The sequence below is a fragment of the Thalassotalea loyana genome (assembly GCF_030161435.1).
Classification (GTDB): domain Bacteria; phylum Pseudomonadota; class Gammaproteobacteria; order Enterobacterales; family Alteromonadaceae; genus Thalassotalea_G; species Thalassotalea_G loyana.
In genome coordinates, this window is sequence record NZ_BSSV01000001.1 from 604,640 (window position 1) to 624,366 (window position 19,727).

Below are 19,727 nucleotides of genomic sequence, written 5' to 3' on the forward strand. Positions count from 1 at the left end.
AACTTGGTTTAGTTGATTTATCAGTGGGAAATTAATGATAATCGTCCCTAATTGTCCTCTACAAAGAATAACAATATGATGAAGTTACCTATGATTTCACGCATTGCAATTTCGGCACTTACTTTGATGGTTAGTGCGCACTCCATTGCAAGCCAAGAAACCCAAAAACGTCCACTTGAACTAACCGATATCATGCAGTTTAAGTCCATTGTTGCTCCGCAGATTACTGAGCGAGGTAATTGGATAGGCTTCAATGCACAACCCGATCGTGGTGATAGTGTTTATCATATTAAGTCAACACAATCTGATACCCATTACCAAGTTGAACGAGGCACTAAAGCAACATTTAGTGCTGATGGGAGATTTGTTGCTGTCACAGTCAAGCCAGCGTTGCTCGAAAAAGAGCAAGCTGACAGCAAAGCGAAGAAAAAACTTAAAACGAAATTAGTCGTTATCGACTTAACAAGCGGACAGCGTCATGAATTTGATGCAATTGAAGGGTATTCGTTAAGTGATAATCATGGCTTTTTAGCCTATAGCAAAAAGCAGCCAAAAGAGGCTAAGCAATCAGAAGGTGAAAAATCGCCTGAAGATTCGGGAGAAAAATCAACGGAAAAACCCGCTGAGGAAACGGCCAAACTATTTAGTAAAAAACGAATTAAGCATGACGTTATCCTTGTTAACCTAGCTGATTTATCTCAGCAAACAATTAGCGATGTTGATAGCTTTGCGTTTTCATCAAAGCTACCGCTTTTTGCTTACAGTAAATCAATGGAAAATGGGCTTGGTAACCAATTAGCTGTGCTTGATGTTGAAACGGGCAAGAACCGAGTTGTTGTGGCCGAAGACCTTCAGGGTTTTAAACATTTGAGTTGGGGTCAACAGGGCAAGCAGTTAGCCTTTATCCAAGGTGACTTTTCACAAGAAGTTGAAGAAAGAGCGCATAAAGTCAAAATTTGGTCCGCAAATAAAGGAAAAACAACCACCGTAAAACGTAATGCTGAAAAGTGGTTCGTTAGCGATCGTAATAAATTAACTTGGAGCACAGACAACAAACGCCTGTTTTTTGGCTTAAAGCCAGTGGTAGAAAAAGTTGAAGTGTTATCAACAAAGCCTGAAAACCAAGACGATTTAGTTAATCCTGAAAAGTTGGTCGTTGGACGTAAGTTACAAATTTGGCATGGCGATGACCCGCTGATTAAAACTAATGAAAAACACCAATATAACCGTGATAAAAAGCATACCTATCGCGCGGTCTACCATGTAAAAAATAAAAAAGTTGTCCAACTTGCTGACCAAGCATTGATTAATGTTGGTACAACAAACAATGCAAAAGCAATTATTGGTAGTTCAGACCTGAAATATCGCAAACTTCGCACGTGGGAGGGCTTTTTCAGCGATTTTTACTTAATCGATTTAAAAACAGGAAAACCATCGCTGATTGCTGAGAAGCTCTCAAGTTATAGTCGCATGAAAGTCAGCGAATCTGGCCGTTATGCTGCCTTTTATAAGGATAAAGCGGTTTGGGCTTTTGACCGTAAGTCCAACAAAACGATTAATTTAACAAGCACGCTCGATACGCGTTTTGACAATGAAGATCATGATTACCCGAGTAAAGCACCTGGCTATGGTATTGCAGGTTGGTTGGAAGATGACAAAGGCGTTTTGGTTTACGACAAATTCGATATTTGGCTTTTGACATTAAAACAAAAGAACGCCACATGTTTGACCTGTGAAATTGGTCGTCCAAATTCATTGCAATTCCGTATTCAAGACTTAGACAAAGAGCAAGATACCTTTGCAAAAGATGAGACGCTCTTGTTGACTAGTTACAACGATGAGTTTAAGAATTTTGGTTTTTATCAACTGAATTTAAAGTCTGGCGAGTTAATTAAACAGCGCGAAGAAAACAAGAAGTTTAAGTTTATCGCTAAAGCGAAAAAAGCGGATAAATTATTATTTAGCCGAGAAGATTTCAACGAGTTTCCTGATTTATGGGTATCCGACTTTAACACCGCCAATGGTAAAAAGTTGACGGACGTAAACCCACAGAAGGACGAGTTCTTGTGGGGTGAACCTGAGCTAGTTGAATGGCGTTCAGCAATGGGCGTAAAACATCAAGGTGTATTAATTAAGCCTGCAAACTACATTGAAGGAATGAAGTACCCAGTTGTTGTCTACTACTATCGTCGCTTTTCCCAACGTATGTATGAGTTTAATGCGATGAAGGTCAATCATAGACCTAATTTCCCTTACTATACGTCAAATGGTTACGCGATATTCTTACCTGATGTCCATTTTGAAGTGGGTACGCCGGGACATTCGACGAATAAATCAATTTTGCCTGGGATCCAAAAAATCATCGATATGGGCATTGCTGACGAGAATGCCATTGGCTTGCATGGTCACAGTTGGAGTGGCTATCAAACATTACATGCAATAACACAGACAGATATGTTTGCAGCGGCCGTTTCAGGCGCTCCTGTTTCAAACATGACAAGTGCATACTCAGGTATTCGATTGGGTACAGGGCTAGCACGTCAATTCCAGTATGAACAAGGTCAAAGCCGAATTGGTGCGAGTATGTTTGAGCGCAGAGACTTGTATATTGAAAATTCACCAGTCTTTTTTGCTGACCGAATTAATACACCATTGCTAATGCAGTTTGGTGATATTGACGATGCTGTGCCATGGCAGCAAGGTGTTGAAATGTACCTTGCAATGCGTCGCTTAGATAAAAATGTCATTTTACTTCAATACGAAGGTGAGCCACATCACTTGAAGCAATATCCGAACAAGGTGGATTACACGATTAAAATGAAGCAGTATTTCGATCATTATTTAAAAGGCGCACCAGCACCACGATGGATGGTTGAAGGTGAAGCTTATCGAGAGCAGAAGAAAAAGTAAGTTGACAGGATAGAAGAAGGGGTTATGGCGACATAACCCCTTTTTATTAGGCTTGTGCGTTTGTTTCTGCCATTTGTTTTGCGCTTGTTTGTGCTGTTATTTTTCTATTAACAAGCGTTCGCCAGAGCTTTTCAAGTGGGCCTTGTTTGAAATAGATAAAGTAGCCATAGGCCATTGTCATTTGCAGCATGATAAAGCCAACAGAAACTAATGCGTAGTCGGTTAAGGTGTAACTTTCATTTAATTCTGGGCACAAGTATCTGAACAACCCTGCCATGACAATTGATTGCAAAATATATAATGTGAAAGCAATACGTCCGGTATTTTGTAAACTGATCGATAATAGGGATGAACTATCAGCTACTTTCATTGTGATAACGACATGCCAAATGAGTAACGCCATGGTTAAGCCAGAAATAGAACCAAACAAACGAACCAGCATGCTATGTGTCTCTGGTTCGAAAATCGCGATATAGGCATCAATAGCTGAGAAAATAACTGTGATAACCACCAGTAACCATAATTCACGTTGATTAAACCCAGTAGTGAGCTTACCTGATTTATAAAGTCCAACGGCAAGAAGCATAATGCCAGCAAAATAGAATAAGCTTAATATTGGGAACGTTACGATATAAGCAAATGCAAGAAACGCGTTCATAATAACGATTTCCCAGTAGCTTCCCTTAATTAATGCAATAGCTTCAATATATTCTTGGCTCTGTCTAGTAAGGACTTCATTACTAAAATCGGCTGTTATCCCAATTTCGATACACATGATTAGCATACCAATAATGAAAAAGATGATACCCCTTTTAATGAGCTTCTCAGCGGGCCAATCAAGTTTAGATTTGAGGTACATGCCTGATAAAGCATAGAGTATTAAAATGTCGCCTGGCCAGATGAAAATACAGTGAATGAGGCCAAAGACAAGCAACCAATTGAGCCTTGATTTAAGAATAAGATCGCTGTTGAGGTTTTTGCGTTGATAGCTTAAATATTGAAGGTAGAGGCCGATACCAAATAATAAACAAAACAGGCTTCTGAATCGCCCGTCGAAAAACAGTGCTTGAAAGCCGGCGTAAATCTGGTCACCAATTAAATCTGGGGTATATCTAACATAGCCAATTTCTGGCATTCCCATGCCTGGTAAATTCATTAACAGTAACCCTAAAACGGCAATTCCTCTTAACAAATCAAGATGGAGGATTCTATTTCCATCATTTGTCGACATCTATTCGCTCCTTTGAATGTGACAACATGAACGTATGATAGTATGCCTAAACTAACCATTTTACTAGTTAGGTAACTGATAAAATTCGTTTTTTAATAATATTTACAAGATCTTAAGAGGCTTTAGGGTGGTAAATATCATATAAAAAAGCCCTGACTTATCAGGGCTTTCTTGGCTGCGGTGACGCTTATTTTGCCTTGTGATGATTTAAAATCCATTCTGTCATTAGGCTGACACCAAAACCTGTACCACCGACTGGTTTTTCACCGCTAGCCGAGGCAGCTAACCCGTTACCTGCCATGTCGATATGTAACCAAGGTGTGTCACCAACGAATTGTTGTAAGAACGTTGCTGCTGTTGTTGCACTTGGTCCGCCTTTACCCGTATTGCGTAAGTCAGCGATAGGACTGTCTAACATCTCTTTGTAACCTAACGGCAAACGCCAAACGGGCTCATTAACTGCGTTTCCTGCCAAAGTAAATTCTTCAACAAGTTGGTCGCTCTCACTAAAAATACCACCTAATTTTGTACCTAGAGCACGGTATTTGCCGCCTGTAAGTGTCGCGATATCAATTAATACGCTAGGTTTGTAGTTTTCTCGTGCATACCACATGCTATCAATGAGTACTAAGCGACCTTCAGCGTCAGTATTGGTTATTTCAACGGTTAAGCCTTCAGCGGTTGTTAATACATCACCAGGAATAAAAGAATCTTCAGAAACCATATTGGCAGCCATTCCCATAACTGCAACGACATTCACTTTTGCATCCATTTCTGCAAGTGCTTTCACAGTGCCTAGTGCAGCCGCAGCTCCTGCCATATCTGACTTCATACGAACAATATGCTCAGAGGTTTTTATCTGAATACCACCAGAATCAAATGTAATTCCTTTACCTGCAATTGCTATTGGCGCATCATCGCTCCCTTTGTAGTGTGCAACGATTAAACGCGAACCTTCTTTACTTCCTCGTCCGACCGCTTCAAGCGCATTCATGCCAAGCTTTTTCAATTCTTTTGGCTTTAATACTTTTACTGTAACGCCCAACTTTTTGAGTTTTTTCGCTTCGTTTGCGAAGTCGACAGGGGTAAGTTGTGTTGGTACTTCGTTTGTAAGGTCTCGTGCTAAAAATATACCCGATTGAATTGCTTCAAGCTGTTGATAAGCTGACTGCGTCGACGCGATATTAGCGACGTCGAAAGTGTAGGTTTTTGCTTGGTGCTTTGCTTTTTTGTATTTGTCGAAGTTGTATGCACGTAAATTAATACCGTGTGCAAGTTGAGATACTTGCTGAGCATCGAATTGTTCTGCCGCAACGGATACATCTTGAATATATGAAGCCGATAACTGTCCCGCGATATTGCCACCTAGCTTCGTTAACTCTGCTTTTGTTAGTGTCTTATCGCCAAGGCCAACAACAAGGACGCGGCTGTAGTTCAAGTTATGAGGCGCAAGTATTTCAACAAAGCTACCGTAACTTTCATTGAACTGACTCGCATCTAGTGCGCGCGATAGTTGACCGTCGGTCTTACGGTCAAACGCAGAAAAAGTTTGCGCATTTGATTCACTTTTAAAAACAACTAACGTATCCGATTTGTCATTTACAGCTGTGGTGAAATTAAATACCTCAGCATTAACCGACTGAGACAATGTTAGTGCTAAAAAGATCGATGACAGCTTAGTAAATTTCGTTTTCATTAAAGAAAATCCTCTTGATTGAATGAGTGAACAGCGCAAAGCTCACAGTTATCTACCTGGCAATACACTGCTTGCCAGAACACATTATTCACTCGTTTGTATTATCTATTTAAGTGTAAAGGTTTAATGTAATACGGGTAGCGTGTCTAATTAGATGCGAAAAAAAGCCAGCGCTGAACTGGCTCTTTGTCAATTTCACGTTACTCGTCTACTTGATTGTAGAAAAGTGAATGGCACTTGGGTGCTTTTTACTGTGATGTATTTTGTGAAAAGCCTTAACAAAGTCTTCTTCTTTCGCCTCAAAGATATTATCTACGTATTTTTGCGGGTTAATATCAATGAAAGGGAACATAGTGCTTTGAATTTGAATTTGTAATTTATGACCTCTTTTGAAGGTGTGTAGGACATCGTACAAATCAAATTTCACTTGAGTTGGCTGATTGGCAACGAAAGGCTTAGGCTCGCTCATGCTATCGCGAAAACGCCCCCTGATTACGCTCCATCGAACAAGTTCATGTCTATTGCCCGTTGCCTGATCCACTTTATTAGTGTTCTCGTCCATGCCAGGAAAAACATCGACTAGCTTGACGACAATATCGGCACTCGTTTGACTTGTTGAAAACCAAAGATCTAAATCAATTGCTCCTGCAATCGTCATGTCTTCTTCAAGCACATCGGTTTCAAAAACTAAAACATCAGGTCGACGAGCTGCGAATCTCTGGTCTTCAACCATATAGGGCTTGTCCCAACCCCTACCTATTTTTGCAGAGTGTGGCACAGGTTTATTTGGGTCACTAATATACTCGCTTGCACCAGTATTCACTTTTTTATCACTAAAACTTTCTTTTTGAGCAAAGTACAAGGTTTGCTTTTCAGCCTTTTTAGGCGGCCAAACGTCAAACTCTCGCCATCTATTGCTACCTGTCTCAAACATTGTCGCAGTTGCGATTTTTGCGTCATCTTCGGCCTTTAAGTGCTGCTTAAAAAATGGTAGTTGAATTTCCTCTTGAAACCATTTGCTTGTATCGAAACCAAACTGACCTTCGCCAAGCGATTTTCCGCCTTTTGGGGAATTCCATTGACCATGTGACCATGGTCCCATCACCATTTTAATATGTTCGTTCTTGTTGCTTTGAGACATAGCTTTGTAAGTATACAACGGGCCATAGAGGTCCTCTGTGTCGTACCAGCCACCAACAACTAATGTAGCGGGTTTGGTGTCCGTTAAGTGTTGTAATACATCTCTAGCTTGCCAGTATTCATCGTAATTTGGGTGCTCAGTTAACTCGTTCCAAAATGGGCGTTCACCCTTAAAGTACTTTTTGTTGACGTTTGACAAAGGACCCAGCTCTTTGAAGAATTGATAGCCATCAGGGGTAACTGGTTCCATACGCTTTGGCCAGTGAGCATGTGTATCGTCTTGTTTTTTGTCAAAAAAATCAAAGAAGATAAAAGCCATAGGTGTAACAAATGCCCCATTTCGATGAAAGTCATCAAAGAACCAATCTGCGATAGGTGCTTGTGGAGAAATGGCTTTTAACGCAGGGTGAGCATTGATTGATGCAACTGAAGTGTAATAGCCTGGGTAAGAGGTACCCCACATACCCACATTGCCATTGTTGTTGGGTAAGTTATTTACCAGCCAATCAATCGTGTCATAGGTGTCGGTAGCATCATCAGTCGCATTTTTCCCCCGCTTATATGCATTTTGTGGTCGCATATTGACGAATGTGCCTTCTGACATAAACTTGCCACGTACATCTTGGAAAACAAAGATAAAACCGTCTTTTTCAAACGATTCACTAGGTCCAAGTGCTTTCTTGTATTTACTCACGCCATAGGGAGCAACGCGATAAGGTGTGCGCTGAAACATAATCGGGTGTGGTTTAGAATTATCATTAGGCAGGTAGACGGAGGTAAACAACTTCACCCCGTCTCTCATCGGAATTTGGTATTCAAACTTAGTGTAATTAGCGCGAATATAATCTGCTCTAGGATCAGTTTTTTTATCCGCGGCAGCCGCAAACGAACTACTGATAACCAAGCACAACAATACGATGTAAGAACGAATTGTTAACATAGGGTCCCTTCTTCTTTTTTATTGTTACCTTATAACATTTCTAGTGTATATAAATTATCGCCTAATTGGCGAGCTTTTTTGAATAATCGAAAATAACGGTATAAAAGAGTAAGGAAAAGAAAGAGCTTTTGGTTCCTTCAATTAAAAAAGCCAGCACAATAAACTGTGCTGGCTTTTAAGAGACTAGCTTGCGCTATTCGAGCTATTAGAGTTTGTAAATCGCAAAGCTCAATGCTGGTAATTCAGCCTTAGCCTTACCATTGCCAACACGAACACTTTCACCAAAAACAGCTGTAGCATTGTCCGCTGCTAATTCAAATTCAGCTGATGCTGCTTTGTCTGACGTATTAAATACCACAAGGTATTTTTCATCACCTAGTGTACGGGTAATAGCGAATACACCCGGTGTAGCTTGCGAGTATACCGTTGCTTGCTTACCGTGGCGAAGTACTTCATGACCAAAGTAAATTGACGCGTAATCAGCAAAGGCATTGTAGAACGGATGGCTTTGATCGAAATTATCGTCAGCTGTCGTTTTATCAGTGCCTAATAAGTTGTCGTCATTGTAGCTATCAACCAGTGACGGCATCATGTTTTGACGAGACGCTTTGTCGCCACCGTCACCAACGAAACCTTGCTCATCACCGTAGTACACCACAGGAATACCACGAGCAAAGTATAGGAATGCATGTGCTAGTTTAACGCGTGCTTCCATTTCAGCCATTGAATAGTTGTGCTCTGAATCTTTTAACATCCAAGCAAAACGCCCCATATCGTGGTTAGAAACAAAGGTTAATAGCTGATCTGCATTTGAGTCTTCGTCATTATAAAGTTCATCTTTAGCAAATAACTCTGCAAGAACATCTGTACCATTTTGCTTGATAAGCGCTTCAACTAATGTGCCTTGTAAAGCAAAATCTAGCACTGACTGCACTTTACCTGTGGTTGTGAAGTAGCTTAGGTTTTCTGGCGTAAAGTCATACACTTCACCAAACATAAAGAATTTAGGAATACCTTCACTTTGCGCGTGGGCAACAACTGCTGGTGCAAACTCTTGCCAAAACTCAATGTTAACATGTTTAACTGTATCAATACGGAAACCATCAGGTTTGAACTCTGATACTAAGTTTTTGAAGATCTCTGTCATGCCTTTAACCACTTCAGGATCATCAGTATTGACGTCATCTAAGCCAGCAAAGTCACCATAAACTGAGTTTTCACCTTTAAAGGTTGTTTCACCTTGGTTGTGGTAGTACTTAGGATCGTTTAACCATGCTGGTACTTTAGCGTTTTCGCTACCCGCTGGAATGACTGGCGTGTATGTGCCTTTTTCTGCAACTTCCGCAAGCGAACGGTATTCACAGCTTGGGTTAGGGGTTAAACCATCTTCACCATGACACTCAGTGAATTTAATAACGTCAGCGGTGTGGTTAGTAATGATGTCAAAGTAAACTTTAATGTTTTCTTTGTGGGCGGCATTGATGAAGTTACGTAAATCATCGTTCGTACCTAAGTGTGGGTCAATTTCAGTGAAATCTAATACCCAGTAACCATGGTAACCAGAGCCGTCAGCTTGCACCGCTTGGTTACGAAGAATAGGCGTTAACCAAATAGCACTAATGCCCATCTCTTTTAGGTATGGGATTTTTTCAATCAAACCAGGAACGTCACCGCCGTGGTACATGCCGTAGTCAGTCGGATCAAAACCGCCTTGTGAGATAAGTTTAGTTTTAGAACCATTGTCGTTATCTGTATCACCGTTATAGAAGCGATCTGGTAATACGAAGTAAAACACGTCGTCTTGAATGTCACGCTCAAGATATGGCGCTAAATCGCTTGCTGTTAAGCGCTTCGTTGTTGCTGACTCTGCTGCAACAGGCGCTGGTGATTCTGATTTAGGCGCTTCTTGGCAACCTAACATGCCGAAAGCGATAACGCTAACGGCAAGTGTTTTTAATGTTGTTTTAATCATAGTTTACCTGTGTATATTTCTTGTTATTCGTTTTATGTGTTCTTTGGACGAGCTTGTTGCATTGTCTGACAAATGTCATTCATGGCTTCATTGTTCCATAACTGTTCAAATGTTACAGGAATACGCTGTAACCAGTTCGGGTGTTCGTCAATTGTGCCTGGGATGTTGACTTGTTCAACATTCTCCAGCGCGTCTTCAAGTGGAATAAGTTGAATACGACTTGGTGCTAATGCCATGTATTTTTGCACCGCAAGGCTTAACTCTCTGTTCATTTTAGCAGGTGACTTTTCAGGTGATTTGCTCATATCCATCACTTGCATGTCATTAAGCGCCGCTAATAAATGATCACGGTCAGCAACACGGTTATTGCGATCATCAATACCCATTTGTTCATTAGGGTAAAGGTTTAGTTTCTGGCGCCACTCTAAATCGCGACCTGTCCACCAACCTGCAAGTGTTGGTAAATCGTGAGTTGATACGGTTACCATTGATTGCTCAGGGTACATTTCTGGACGCATAAATAGGCCAGATTCCCATGTTTCGAAAAACAATACTTTGTATGATAGCAAGCCATGTGCTTGCATGATATCGCCAAAGCCATCAGGCACAGTACCTAAGTCTTCACCGATTACGACACACTGGCTGCGGCGAGACTCTAGCGCAATAATGCGTAAAATATCTTCTAGTGGATAAGTAATAAATACACCTTCATCAGCTTTCATACCTGGTGCAACCCAGTACTGGCGCATTAAACCTAGGATATGATCAATGCGAAGCGCACCAGCATATTGCATGTTTGAACGAAGGGCGCGAACAAGTGGTTGATAACCTTGTAGCTTAAGCGCAACTGGGTTAATTGGCGTTAATCCCCAGTCTTGACCTAAGGTATTGAGTAAATCAGGTGGCGCGCCAACTGAAGCACCAGCAACGTATACGTCTTTATCAGACCAAACATCAACACCTGAACCGTCACAACCTACGGCTAAATCAAGGTATAAACCTACTGGCATACCATCAGCCTTAGCGGTATTTTGTGCGTTTAATAGCTGGCGGTGAGCAAGCCATTGCAGATACATAAAATAACCAATACGTTCTTGGTTTTGTGTTTTAAACTCGCTGACTTCAGTTGAATGTGGATTTTGATAAGCTTCTGGCCACTTTGTCCAACCGTAAGCATTAAAGTCTAGTTTTCTAAAATGCTCATAAAGTGCTTCAAAGGTTGCATGACGGGTTAAGCCCTCTTCATTCGCTTGTTTAAACGCTTCAAACTCAGCAACTAACGTCGTGTCGTTTTGCGCTAAAAACTCATTGTAAAGTAACTCTAATACCTGGTACTTAACGTCAGCTACAGCAGGGTAGTCAAGTAACTCAGTTGAACGAGCAAAGGCGATTTTGTCTTGGAATTCTTTTGATGAGACTAAATCTTGGGCAGCCTTGGTTTCTGCATAAAACGGAGCGGCTGTTACATCAATATATTGAGTATTTAAAAAACAACGGCTTGTTGGTGAGTATGGGCTGCGGTGAGCAGGGTTGTTTTGGTATAGCGGATGTAACGGGTTTAAACCTATCGCTGAAGCACCACGTAAGGCCGCGCCTTTTACAAGCTTCGTTAAATCTGAGTAGTCGCCCATCCCCCAGTTAGTTTCACTTTGTAGTGAGTATAATTGAGCGGCAAACCCCCACATTTTGAAGTCAGCAGCTTCATTTGGGCTGTAACATGTTTGTGGTGCAAAAATTAAATGACAGCTATCAGTTTGAGAGCCGTAGTTAACCACTAACTCATGGTAACCGTCAGCGACACGTGGCAAACCCAAAAAGTATTGGGTGAATACTGCACCATCAAAATTTGCGCTGTCGCCTTGGCGTAATTCAGATAAATTTACTTGTGAAGAATGCTCTGTGCCGTCTTCAGTCGTTATTGTCCAGGCAAAGCTATCGGCAACACCTTGCTCGAAAGTGACAGCAATTTCGTGGTGATGCTCTTCTGACTTTGCAATATGAACTTGAGGTAAAATTTTACGCCATGGTTGTTGCTCTAGTTCAGCAATACTTTGTGCAATCGCCTCATCTTGCTCGATGTTATAGCCCATCGCCTTTAGTAAGGCTTGTCGAGCTTCATCTTTGGCATTTACTTGATTGCCAAAAGCATCAATATAGTTGCGGTGGAAGCCAACTAAATCTGCTAATTTCTCAATTAAGTTCATATGTCTCGTTCTCTTGTGTAAATTCTGCAGGAGACTGGCTGAAACTTAGCAAACAGCAGCTATGTGGGCTGACCATAAGCTCAGTTCTAGCAAGGTTCTCATTTTGTTTTGTATTTGTATCTGCGGTATTGAAAATCGTTTGCCAATAACCGTTTAGTTTTGGCAAATGGTATAAATGTTCATGATCATGGGCGTTGAAGATAACCAGTAGCGCGTCATCGTGATAAAAATCATCACTACTTAACTCATGCTCAGTATTTGCAAGTAACATGGCAAAGCACTTGATATTGTGATCGTGCCATTGACCGTCTTGCATTGGTTTACCGTGACAATTCAGCCAGCTAATATCAGCTAGACCGGTTTTAGCCGAATAGTTATCGCCATGGTGGTAATGTGTTCTATTTAGCAGTGGATGTGCTTTTCTTAATTCAATAAGCTCTTGAACAAAGTTCAATAACTCACTGTTGTGTGCTTTTTGCCAGCTAAGCCATGAGGTTTCGTTGTCCTGACAGTAAGCGTTGTTGTTGCCTTTTTGAGAATGGCCAAATTCATCACCACTAAGCAACATGGGCGTACCTTGAGAGATGAACAAAGTCGTTAGAATATTCTTTTGTTGCTGAAGGCGAAGTGCGTTTACTTCAGTATCTGCTGTTTCACCCTCTACACCAAAGTTACAACTGTAGTTGGCATTGTGGCCGTCTTTGTTATTCTCTCCATTTGCGTGATTATGCTTTTCTTGATAGCTCACTAAATCACACAATGTGTAGCCGTCATGAGAGGTAATAAAGTTGATACTTGAGCTTGGACGACGACTGCGATTTTCAAACAAATCGCTCGAGCCATGAATACGATTGGCGAAATCAGCCAACATCCCGTGATCACCGCGCCAAAATCTTCGTACGGTATCGCGGAACCTATCATTCCATTCCATCCAGCTATTTGGGAACCGTCCCAGTTGGTAGCCATCTTGACCGATATCCCAAGGTTCAGCGATTAGCTTAACGCCAGCTAGAATAGGATCTTGCTTGATGGTGTTAAAGAAATGATTGTACTGATTAAAATGAGGACGTTCTCGGCCTAATATACTGGCTAAATCGAATCGGAAACCATCCACACCCATGGTTTGTACCCAATAACGCAAACTATCGGTAACCATTTGGAGCACACGTGGATGATCGATGTTAAAGGTGTTGCCACAGCCTGAAAAATTCTCATAAAAGCGTTTATCGTGTTTAGTTAAACGGTAGTAACTCGCGTTATCTATTCCTTTAAAACAAAATGTTGGCCCTAATTCATTGCCTTCCGCACTGTGGTTGTAAACAACATCTAAAATAACTTCGATACCAGCTTGGTGAAGCTTGTTAACCATTTCTCTAAATTCTTCAATTCCATCACCCAATGCGTACCGTGCATCAGGTGCGAAAAAGTTGATTGAATTGTAGCCCCAGTAGTTCGCTAACCCTTTCTCTTTGGTAAAGGGTTCGTCTATAAACTGGTGAACAGGTAATAACTCAACGCTCGTTATGCCTAAAGCTTTCAGGTAATCAATTGAAGCATCATCGGCTAGACCTAAGTAGGTGCCACGAAGCTTTTCACTGACAGCTTGGTTTAGTCGGGTAAATCCTTTTACGTGCATTTCGTAAATAATGGTATCGCGGCGTCGAATTTGTGGCTTTTCACCAAGTGCTTCTAATTCATTCGTCACCACACATTTTGGCATATAGGCGGCGTTGTTTTGATAATCTAACGTGAGGTCTTTTTGGCAAGAATCTAAATCGTAGCTGTAATTAGCTTTGTTCTCAACAAACTCTCCAAATAAGGCTTTTGCATAGGGATCGAGTAGAAGTTTAGCGGGATTAAATCGATGACCATTATGTGGTTCGAAAGGTCCATGTACTCGATAGCCATATAGCGCACCGGCCTCAATACCTTCGATACAAACGTGCCAGATATCATCGGTGAACTCTGGCATTTCGATTTTGATTAATTCTTTTTCACCTTTGCTATCAAACAGGCATAACTCAACTTTTTCAGCATTCGCTGAAAACAAAGCAAAATTTACTCCTTCAGAAGTAACTGTTGCGCCAAGTGGATAAGGGAAACCTGCTGATACCTTAATATTCATGTTACTTTTCCAGCTTGAAGATCAAGGTCGCAAGTGGTGGTACAGTAACTTCTATACTTTGCGCTTGATTATGCATAGGGGTGTTAGTACTGCCAACACCACCGAAGTTACCTTGGTTACTACCGCCATACAGTGCAGAATCTGTATTTAGAAGCTCTTGATAATGCCCTTGTTCTGGCACGCCAACGGTAAAATTTTGATAAACCTGATCAGAGAAATTACAAATAACCACAACGGGTGCTTCACCGTCTTGACCAAAGCGCATGTAGCTGTAAACACTTTGTTCTGCATTTTCATGGTCTAGCCATGAAAACCCTTGGTGCTCGCAGTCATGCTGGTAGAGTGCTGGCGTAGCTTGATAAACACGGTTTAAATCTTTTACCAACTGCTGAATTTGACTATGCCAGTGAATATCGAGTTGATGCCATTCGAGTGATTTCTCGAAATTCCACTCTGGTCCTTGGGCAAATTCACTACCCATAAATAGTAACTTTTTACCAGGGTGAGACCACATAAAACCATAGTATGCGCGCAAGTTTGCAAACTGTTGCCATGCATCACCTGGCATACGCTCGATCATAGAGCCCTTGCCATGGACGACTTCATCATGACTAATCGGTAAGATAAAGTTTTCATCAAAGGCGTAAACTAATCCGAAGCTTATTTCATTGTGATGGTGCTTGCGATGAACAGGTTCACGCTTGATATATTCTAACGTGTCGTTCATCCAACCCATATTCCATTTGTACCCGAATCCTAAACCACCGGCATCAGTCGGCTTTGATACGCCAGGCCAAGAAGTCGATTCTTCCGCAACGGAAAAAGTGCCTGGGTACTCTCGGTATAACTCTTCATTAAAGCGTTGTAGAAATGCCACCGCCTCAAGGTTTTCTCTGCCGCCGTGTTCGTTAGGGATCCATTCGCCTTCTTTTCGGCTGTAATCTAAATAAAGCATTGACGCAACTGCATCGACTCGTATGCCATCAACATGGAATCGATCAAGCCAGTGGAGCGCACTAGCACGCAGGAAGTTCGCTACTTCGGTGCGGCCGTAATTGTAAATCAGCGTGTTCCAGTCAGGATGAAAACCTTGCCTAGGATCTGCATGCTCGTATAAATGCGTGCCATCAAATTGGGCTAACCCATGCTGATCAATAGGAAAGTGTCCAGGTACCCAGTCAATCAATACACCAAGGTTCGCCTGGTGACACTGATCAACAAAATATTTGAAGTCATCGGCATCGCCAAATCGAGAACTTGGGGCAAATAAACCAACAGGTTGATACCCCCAAGAGCCATCGTAAGGAAACTCACTTACCGGCATCAATTGAATATGAGTAAACCCCATTTCTAACGTATAAGGAATCAGCTTGTCAGCTAACTCACGATAGTTGAGGTAGTCATCATTTTGGTCGCGTTGCCAAGAGCCTAAATGTACCTCGTAGATACTAATTGCTGCATGGCGCGAGTTACGGTTCTCTCGGGCTTTTAACCATGCTTTGTCTTGCCACTTATAGTGCTTTTCTGCATTTACGATAGATGCAGTTTCTGGGCGAAACTGAGCTTGTAAACCATAAGGGTCGGCTTTTAATGGCAGCAAATTTCCATCATTGTCCAGGATTTCAAACTTGTACAATTCACCAGCTGAAAGCTGAGGAATGAATAACGACCAGTAGCCACTGAAGTCTTGATTGGTCAACGGATGACAACGGCCATCCCAATTGTTGAATTCACCAACAACTGAAACTCGTTTAGCGTTGGGTGCCCATACTGCAAAACTTACACCTTTAACGCCATTGATTGTCTTAACATGTGCGCCAAGGATATTGTACGGGTGAAGATGGTTACCCTCTCGTAAAAGGTGTAAATCCAATTCACCAAGTGTTGGTGCAAAAGCAAAAGGGTCTTCTATTCGCGACTTTTTGCCATTGACTGTGACTTCCAACTGATAATCGAAAAGTTTTTTACGACGAAGTTTCTTACTATAAAAACCGTTATCATCGAGTTTATTGAGTGTTGCTATAACTTTTTTGGTGTTTTTTGCAAAGACAGATACAGATTGAGCATATGGTAGAAACGCACTAATGGTAATGTAACCCGTGTCATTGGTTTGCAAGCCCAACACTTGATGTGGTTGATTATGCTGTGCGCTAACTATTCCATTGATTGCATTTATATCTGTCATATTATTTTCCATTTGTAAAAGACACCAACGCCCCAGTTAAGGGGCGTACGTTAAATCGTTATTTTGTGCAAGGCTTGATCTGCCAAATACGGTCAACGTAGTCATTAATTGAGCGGTCAGAGTTGAACTTGCCCATTAATGCCGTATTGAGAATAGCCATACGAGCCCAGCGTTTTTCGTCTCGGTAAGCTTCGTCTAGTGCTTGATGAGCATCGCTGTAAGACTGGTAATCTGCTAACACTAAGTAAGGATCACCACCATCTAATAAACTGTGCTTAACAGCTGATAATTCGTAAGGCTTACCTGGTGTAAAGTAATCAGTGTCTAACCAATCAAGCACAGCTTTGATTTCTGCGTTTTGCTCGTAGTAGCTGTATGGGTTGTAACCTTCAGCTTTGATAGCTTTAACTTGCTCTACGGTGTTACCGAAAATAAAGATATTGTCATCGCCAACTTCCTCGGCGATTTCGATGTTAGCGCCATCTAGTGTACCAATCGTCACCGCACCGTTAAGTGCTAACTTCATGTTACCTGTACCTGATGCTTCTTTACCGGCTGTCGAGATTTGCTCTGAAACGTCAGCAGCAGGAATCATTTTTTCTGCTAGGCTTACGCGGTAATTTGGCAAAAATACAACTTTAAGTTTGTCTTTGATGCGCGCATCGTTATTAACTTTGTCAGCAACTTTGTTAATTGCGTAAATTATTTCTTTTGCTAGTCGGTAACCTGGTGCCGCTTTTGCGCCAAAGATGAATACACGAGGGTGCATTTCAAGTTCTGGGTTTTCTAATAAGCGACGGTATAACGCAACAATATGTAAGAAATTCAAATGTTGACGTTTGTATTCGTGTAAGCGTTTGATTTGGATGTCAAAAATAGCTTCTGGATTTACCTTAACACCCGTAGACGCTAAAATCTCATCAGCAAGCGCTTTTTTGTTTTCTAACTTAATATCCATGAACGCTTTTTGTAACTTAGCATCGTCTGCAAGTTTCTCAAGCGAAGATAAGCTATCCAAGTCTTTTGCCCAGTCTTCTTTAACGTGTTTGTTAAGAAGCGCTGATAACTTAGGGTTACAGGCTTTTAACCAACGGCGAGGTGTAATACCGTTAGTAACGTTAGTTAATTTGCCAGGATACAAAGCATCAAACTCTGGGAATAAGTCTTGTTTTACAAGCTTAGAGTGTATTTCCGCTACGCCATTAACTTTGTGTGCAGCAGCAACACATAAATGAGCCATACGTACTTTTTTCTCGCCACCTTCTTCAATTAACGAAAGTTTTGCACGAATTTGGTTATCATCTGGCCATTTAACAGAGACTTCATTATTTAAGAAGTCTTCATTAATTGTGTATAAAATTTCTAAGTGACGCGGAAGTACGCGTTCGAATAATGAAACCGACCACTTCTCTAATGCTTCTGGCAATAATGTGTGGTTAGTGTATGCAAATACTTCACGGCATAATGCCCAAGCATCAAGGTGTGTAAACTGGTACTCATCCATTAACACACGCATGAATTCTAGAATAGCGATAGTTGGGTGAGTGTCGTTTAATTGGATTGCTGTATCTTTAGCAAATGCAGCCCAATCAACACCGTTAATCGTTTGATGACGTGCAATAATGTCTTTAATTGAACATGCACAGAAAAAGTATTGCTGGATAAAACGTAATTCTTTACCAGCTTCATGCTCATCGTTAGGGTAGAGCACCTTAGAAACTGTCTCTGCCTGAATGTTTTTACCGTGCGCATTTAAGAAATCACCACGGTTAAACAGGTCCCAATCAAAAGCTTGGTCTGAACGAGATTCCCACAAACGAAGTACATTAACAGTGTCAGAGTTGTAGCCAACAATAGGAATGTCCCACGGTACACCTTTTAATTGCACTGAAGGTTGCCATTTTGATGTTGTGCTTCCATCAGCGTTATTGATGTGCTCAACATGGCCGTACAAAGGTACTAATTGTGCTGATTCGGGACGACATATTTCCCATGGGCTGCCGAATTCACGCCATAAATCAGGCTCTTCGATTTGGCGACCATCTTTGAAACTTTGCTTAAATAAACCATGCTGGTAATGAATACCATAGCCTGTAGCTGGGTAGTCTAATGTCGCTAATGAATCTAAGAAACACGCAGCAAGACGACCCAAGCCTCCATTACCAAGCGCTAGATCAGCACCTTGCTCACATAAATCAGTTAAATCAAAACCTAGGTCTTTTACTGCTTTTTCAGCTTCTTCATAAATCGCGAGGTTGTGTAAATTATTTGATAATAAACGACCCATTAAATATTCAAGTGATAAGTAATTTACGCTTCTAACACCAGGTTGATTTTGACGGTCGCGTGTTGTTGTTAACTTTTCAACAACAATGTCATTAATCGCTAAGCTTGTCGCTTTCCAGAAAGCTTCAGGATTTTTATCGTTGCTATGAGCAAGGGTAAATTGTAAATGATGCTCAATTGCTTTTTTAATCGTAGAACGTTTAGCCATAAGAGAAGACTCATCCCGTTTTTTTAAGAGTTTAGTAGATAAATAGTCATCTAGACTGCCGATTAGAGTTTTAGGGCGGCAGTTCGTCACTCTATGTGTAATAAGTTGTTATCGATTATGCCGATGTGAGTTTTTAGGGCAATCATCTACATACGTATGCATGATGTTATGCATTCAAGAAATTATGTGCATACGTATGCACAATTTTGATTGTGATCATTTAAATCGAGTTTGGCGCTTTGATGTGAAGGTTTTATGAGAAAAATAAGAATTGTTCATAAATAAAACAGCACGAGTGTAAAGTTTAGCCAACAAACTTGTTAATATTATGTAAAACATAGGCTTTGTAGAAAAAAAATTAAAATTTATTTATGAAATTTTTTAACTTCTAATTACGAAAAGTTTCATATGTAATTTATCTACACTGAAACGCCGATATCTCGGTTTTTAAAGGGCTATGGGCTATTTTGGTAAGACAATTTATTTTCCCGAAATTTCGTACATTAAGTGTCTGGTACGATTTGTTGAGCGATTTTTGCGTTTTTTTTGAACGAAACCCGCTTGTAAACGGTTTGTAGCTGTTTTATAAAAGATATGTCAATTACGACATTTTGCGTATTTAGAATTCACGCAAAAGAGCGTGTTGAGCTTTCATGTTTGTTTTTGCAGTTGCGTGTTGGAAGTTTAGACAAGGCGGTGTTTTAGATTTGTGGTCATTCCACATGATAGAACGCTAACACAGTATAAACGACAACAAACACTGCCCGAAGGGTTCGGCTACAAGCGTTTTACTCTTTGTTGTGAGGTGTTTTGCTTAGTTCACTAGGCGA

General features: G+C 41.0%; 9 protein-coding genes. 1 reads left to right on the forward strand and 8 read right to left on the reverse strand.

The annotated features are described in order from the left end of the window. The first annotated feature begins 75 nt into the window (after positions 1-75). Positions 76-2,910 carry an alpha/beta hydrolase family protein gene (locus tag QQK05_RS02635; RefSeq protein WP_284295828.1) on the forward strand — a complete coding sequence of 945 codons (2,835 nt, stop codon included), beginning with the start codon at positions 76-78 and terminating at the stop codon, positions 2,908-2,910. A gap of 46 nt (positions 2,911-2,956) precedes the next feature. On the opposite strand, the gene QQK05_RS02640 is transcribed toward QQK05_RS02635, so the two are convergent. From QQK05_RS02640 to QQK05_RS02675, 8 genes are all read right to left on the reverse strand, one after another. Further along, positions 2,957-4,141 (reverse strand): DUF418 domain-containing protein, encoded by a 1,185-nt coding sequence (locus QQK05_RS02640; RefSeq protein WP_284295829.1) that lies wholly within the window; start codon positions 4,139-4,141, stop codon positions 2,957-2,959. A gap of 187 nt (positions 4,142-4,328) precedes the next feature. Continuing rightward, entirely contained in the window at positions 4,329-5,837 is a 1,509-nt protein-coding gene (locus tag QQK05_RS02645) for a leucyl aminopeptidase family protein (RefSeq protein WP_284295830.1), read from the reverse strand. 208 nt (positions 5,838-6,045) lie between these two features. After that, positions 6,046-7,917 carry a CocE/NonD family hydrolase gene (locus QQK05_RS02650; RefSeq protein WP_284295832.1) on the reverse strand — a complete coding sequence of 624 codons (1,872 nt, stop codon included), beginning with the start codon at positions 7,915-7,917 and terminating at the stop codon, positions 6,046-6,048. Between the two features lie 205 nt (positions 7,918-8,122). Beyond that, positions 8,123-9,889 (reverse strand): alpha-amylase family glycosyl hydrolase, encoded by a 1,767-nt coding sequence (locus QQK05_RS02655; protein ID WP_284295833.1) that lies wholly within the window; start codon positions 9,887-9,889, stop codon positions 8,123-8,125. Between the two features lie 32 nt (positions 9,890-9,921). Further along, a complete protein-coding gene (gene malQ / locus QQK05_RS02660; protein WP_284295834.1) occupies positions 9,922-12,093 on the reverse strand; it encodes a 4-alpha-glucanotransferase in 2,172 nt (723 codons plus the stop codon). After that, entirely contained in the window at positions 12,080-14,218 is a 2,139-nt protein-coding gene (gene glgX, locus QQK05_RS02665) for a glycogen debranching protein GlgX (protein WP_284295836.1), read from the reverse strand. Before glgX ends, malQ begins: the two co-directional genes overlap by 14 nt. Position 14,219: 1 nt before the next feature. Next, on the reverse strand, positions 14,220-16,403 hold the full coding sequence (gene glgB, locus QQK05_RS02670; RefSeq protein ID WP_284295838.1) for a 1,4-alpha-glucan branching protein GlgB: 2,184 nt from the start codon (positions 16,401-16,403) through the stop codon (positions 14,220-14,222). A 58-nt stretch (positions 16,404-16,461) separates the two neighbouring features. Continuing rightward, on the reverse strand, positions 16,462-18,897 hold the full coding sequence (locus tag QQK05_RS02675; RefSeq protein ID WP_284295840.1) for a glycogen/starch/alpha-glucan phosphorylase: 2,436 nt from the start codon (positions 18,895-18,897) through the stop codon (positions 16,462-16,464). Between the last annotated feature and the right edge of the window lie 830 nt (positions 18,898-19,727).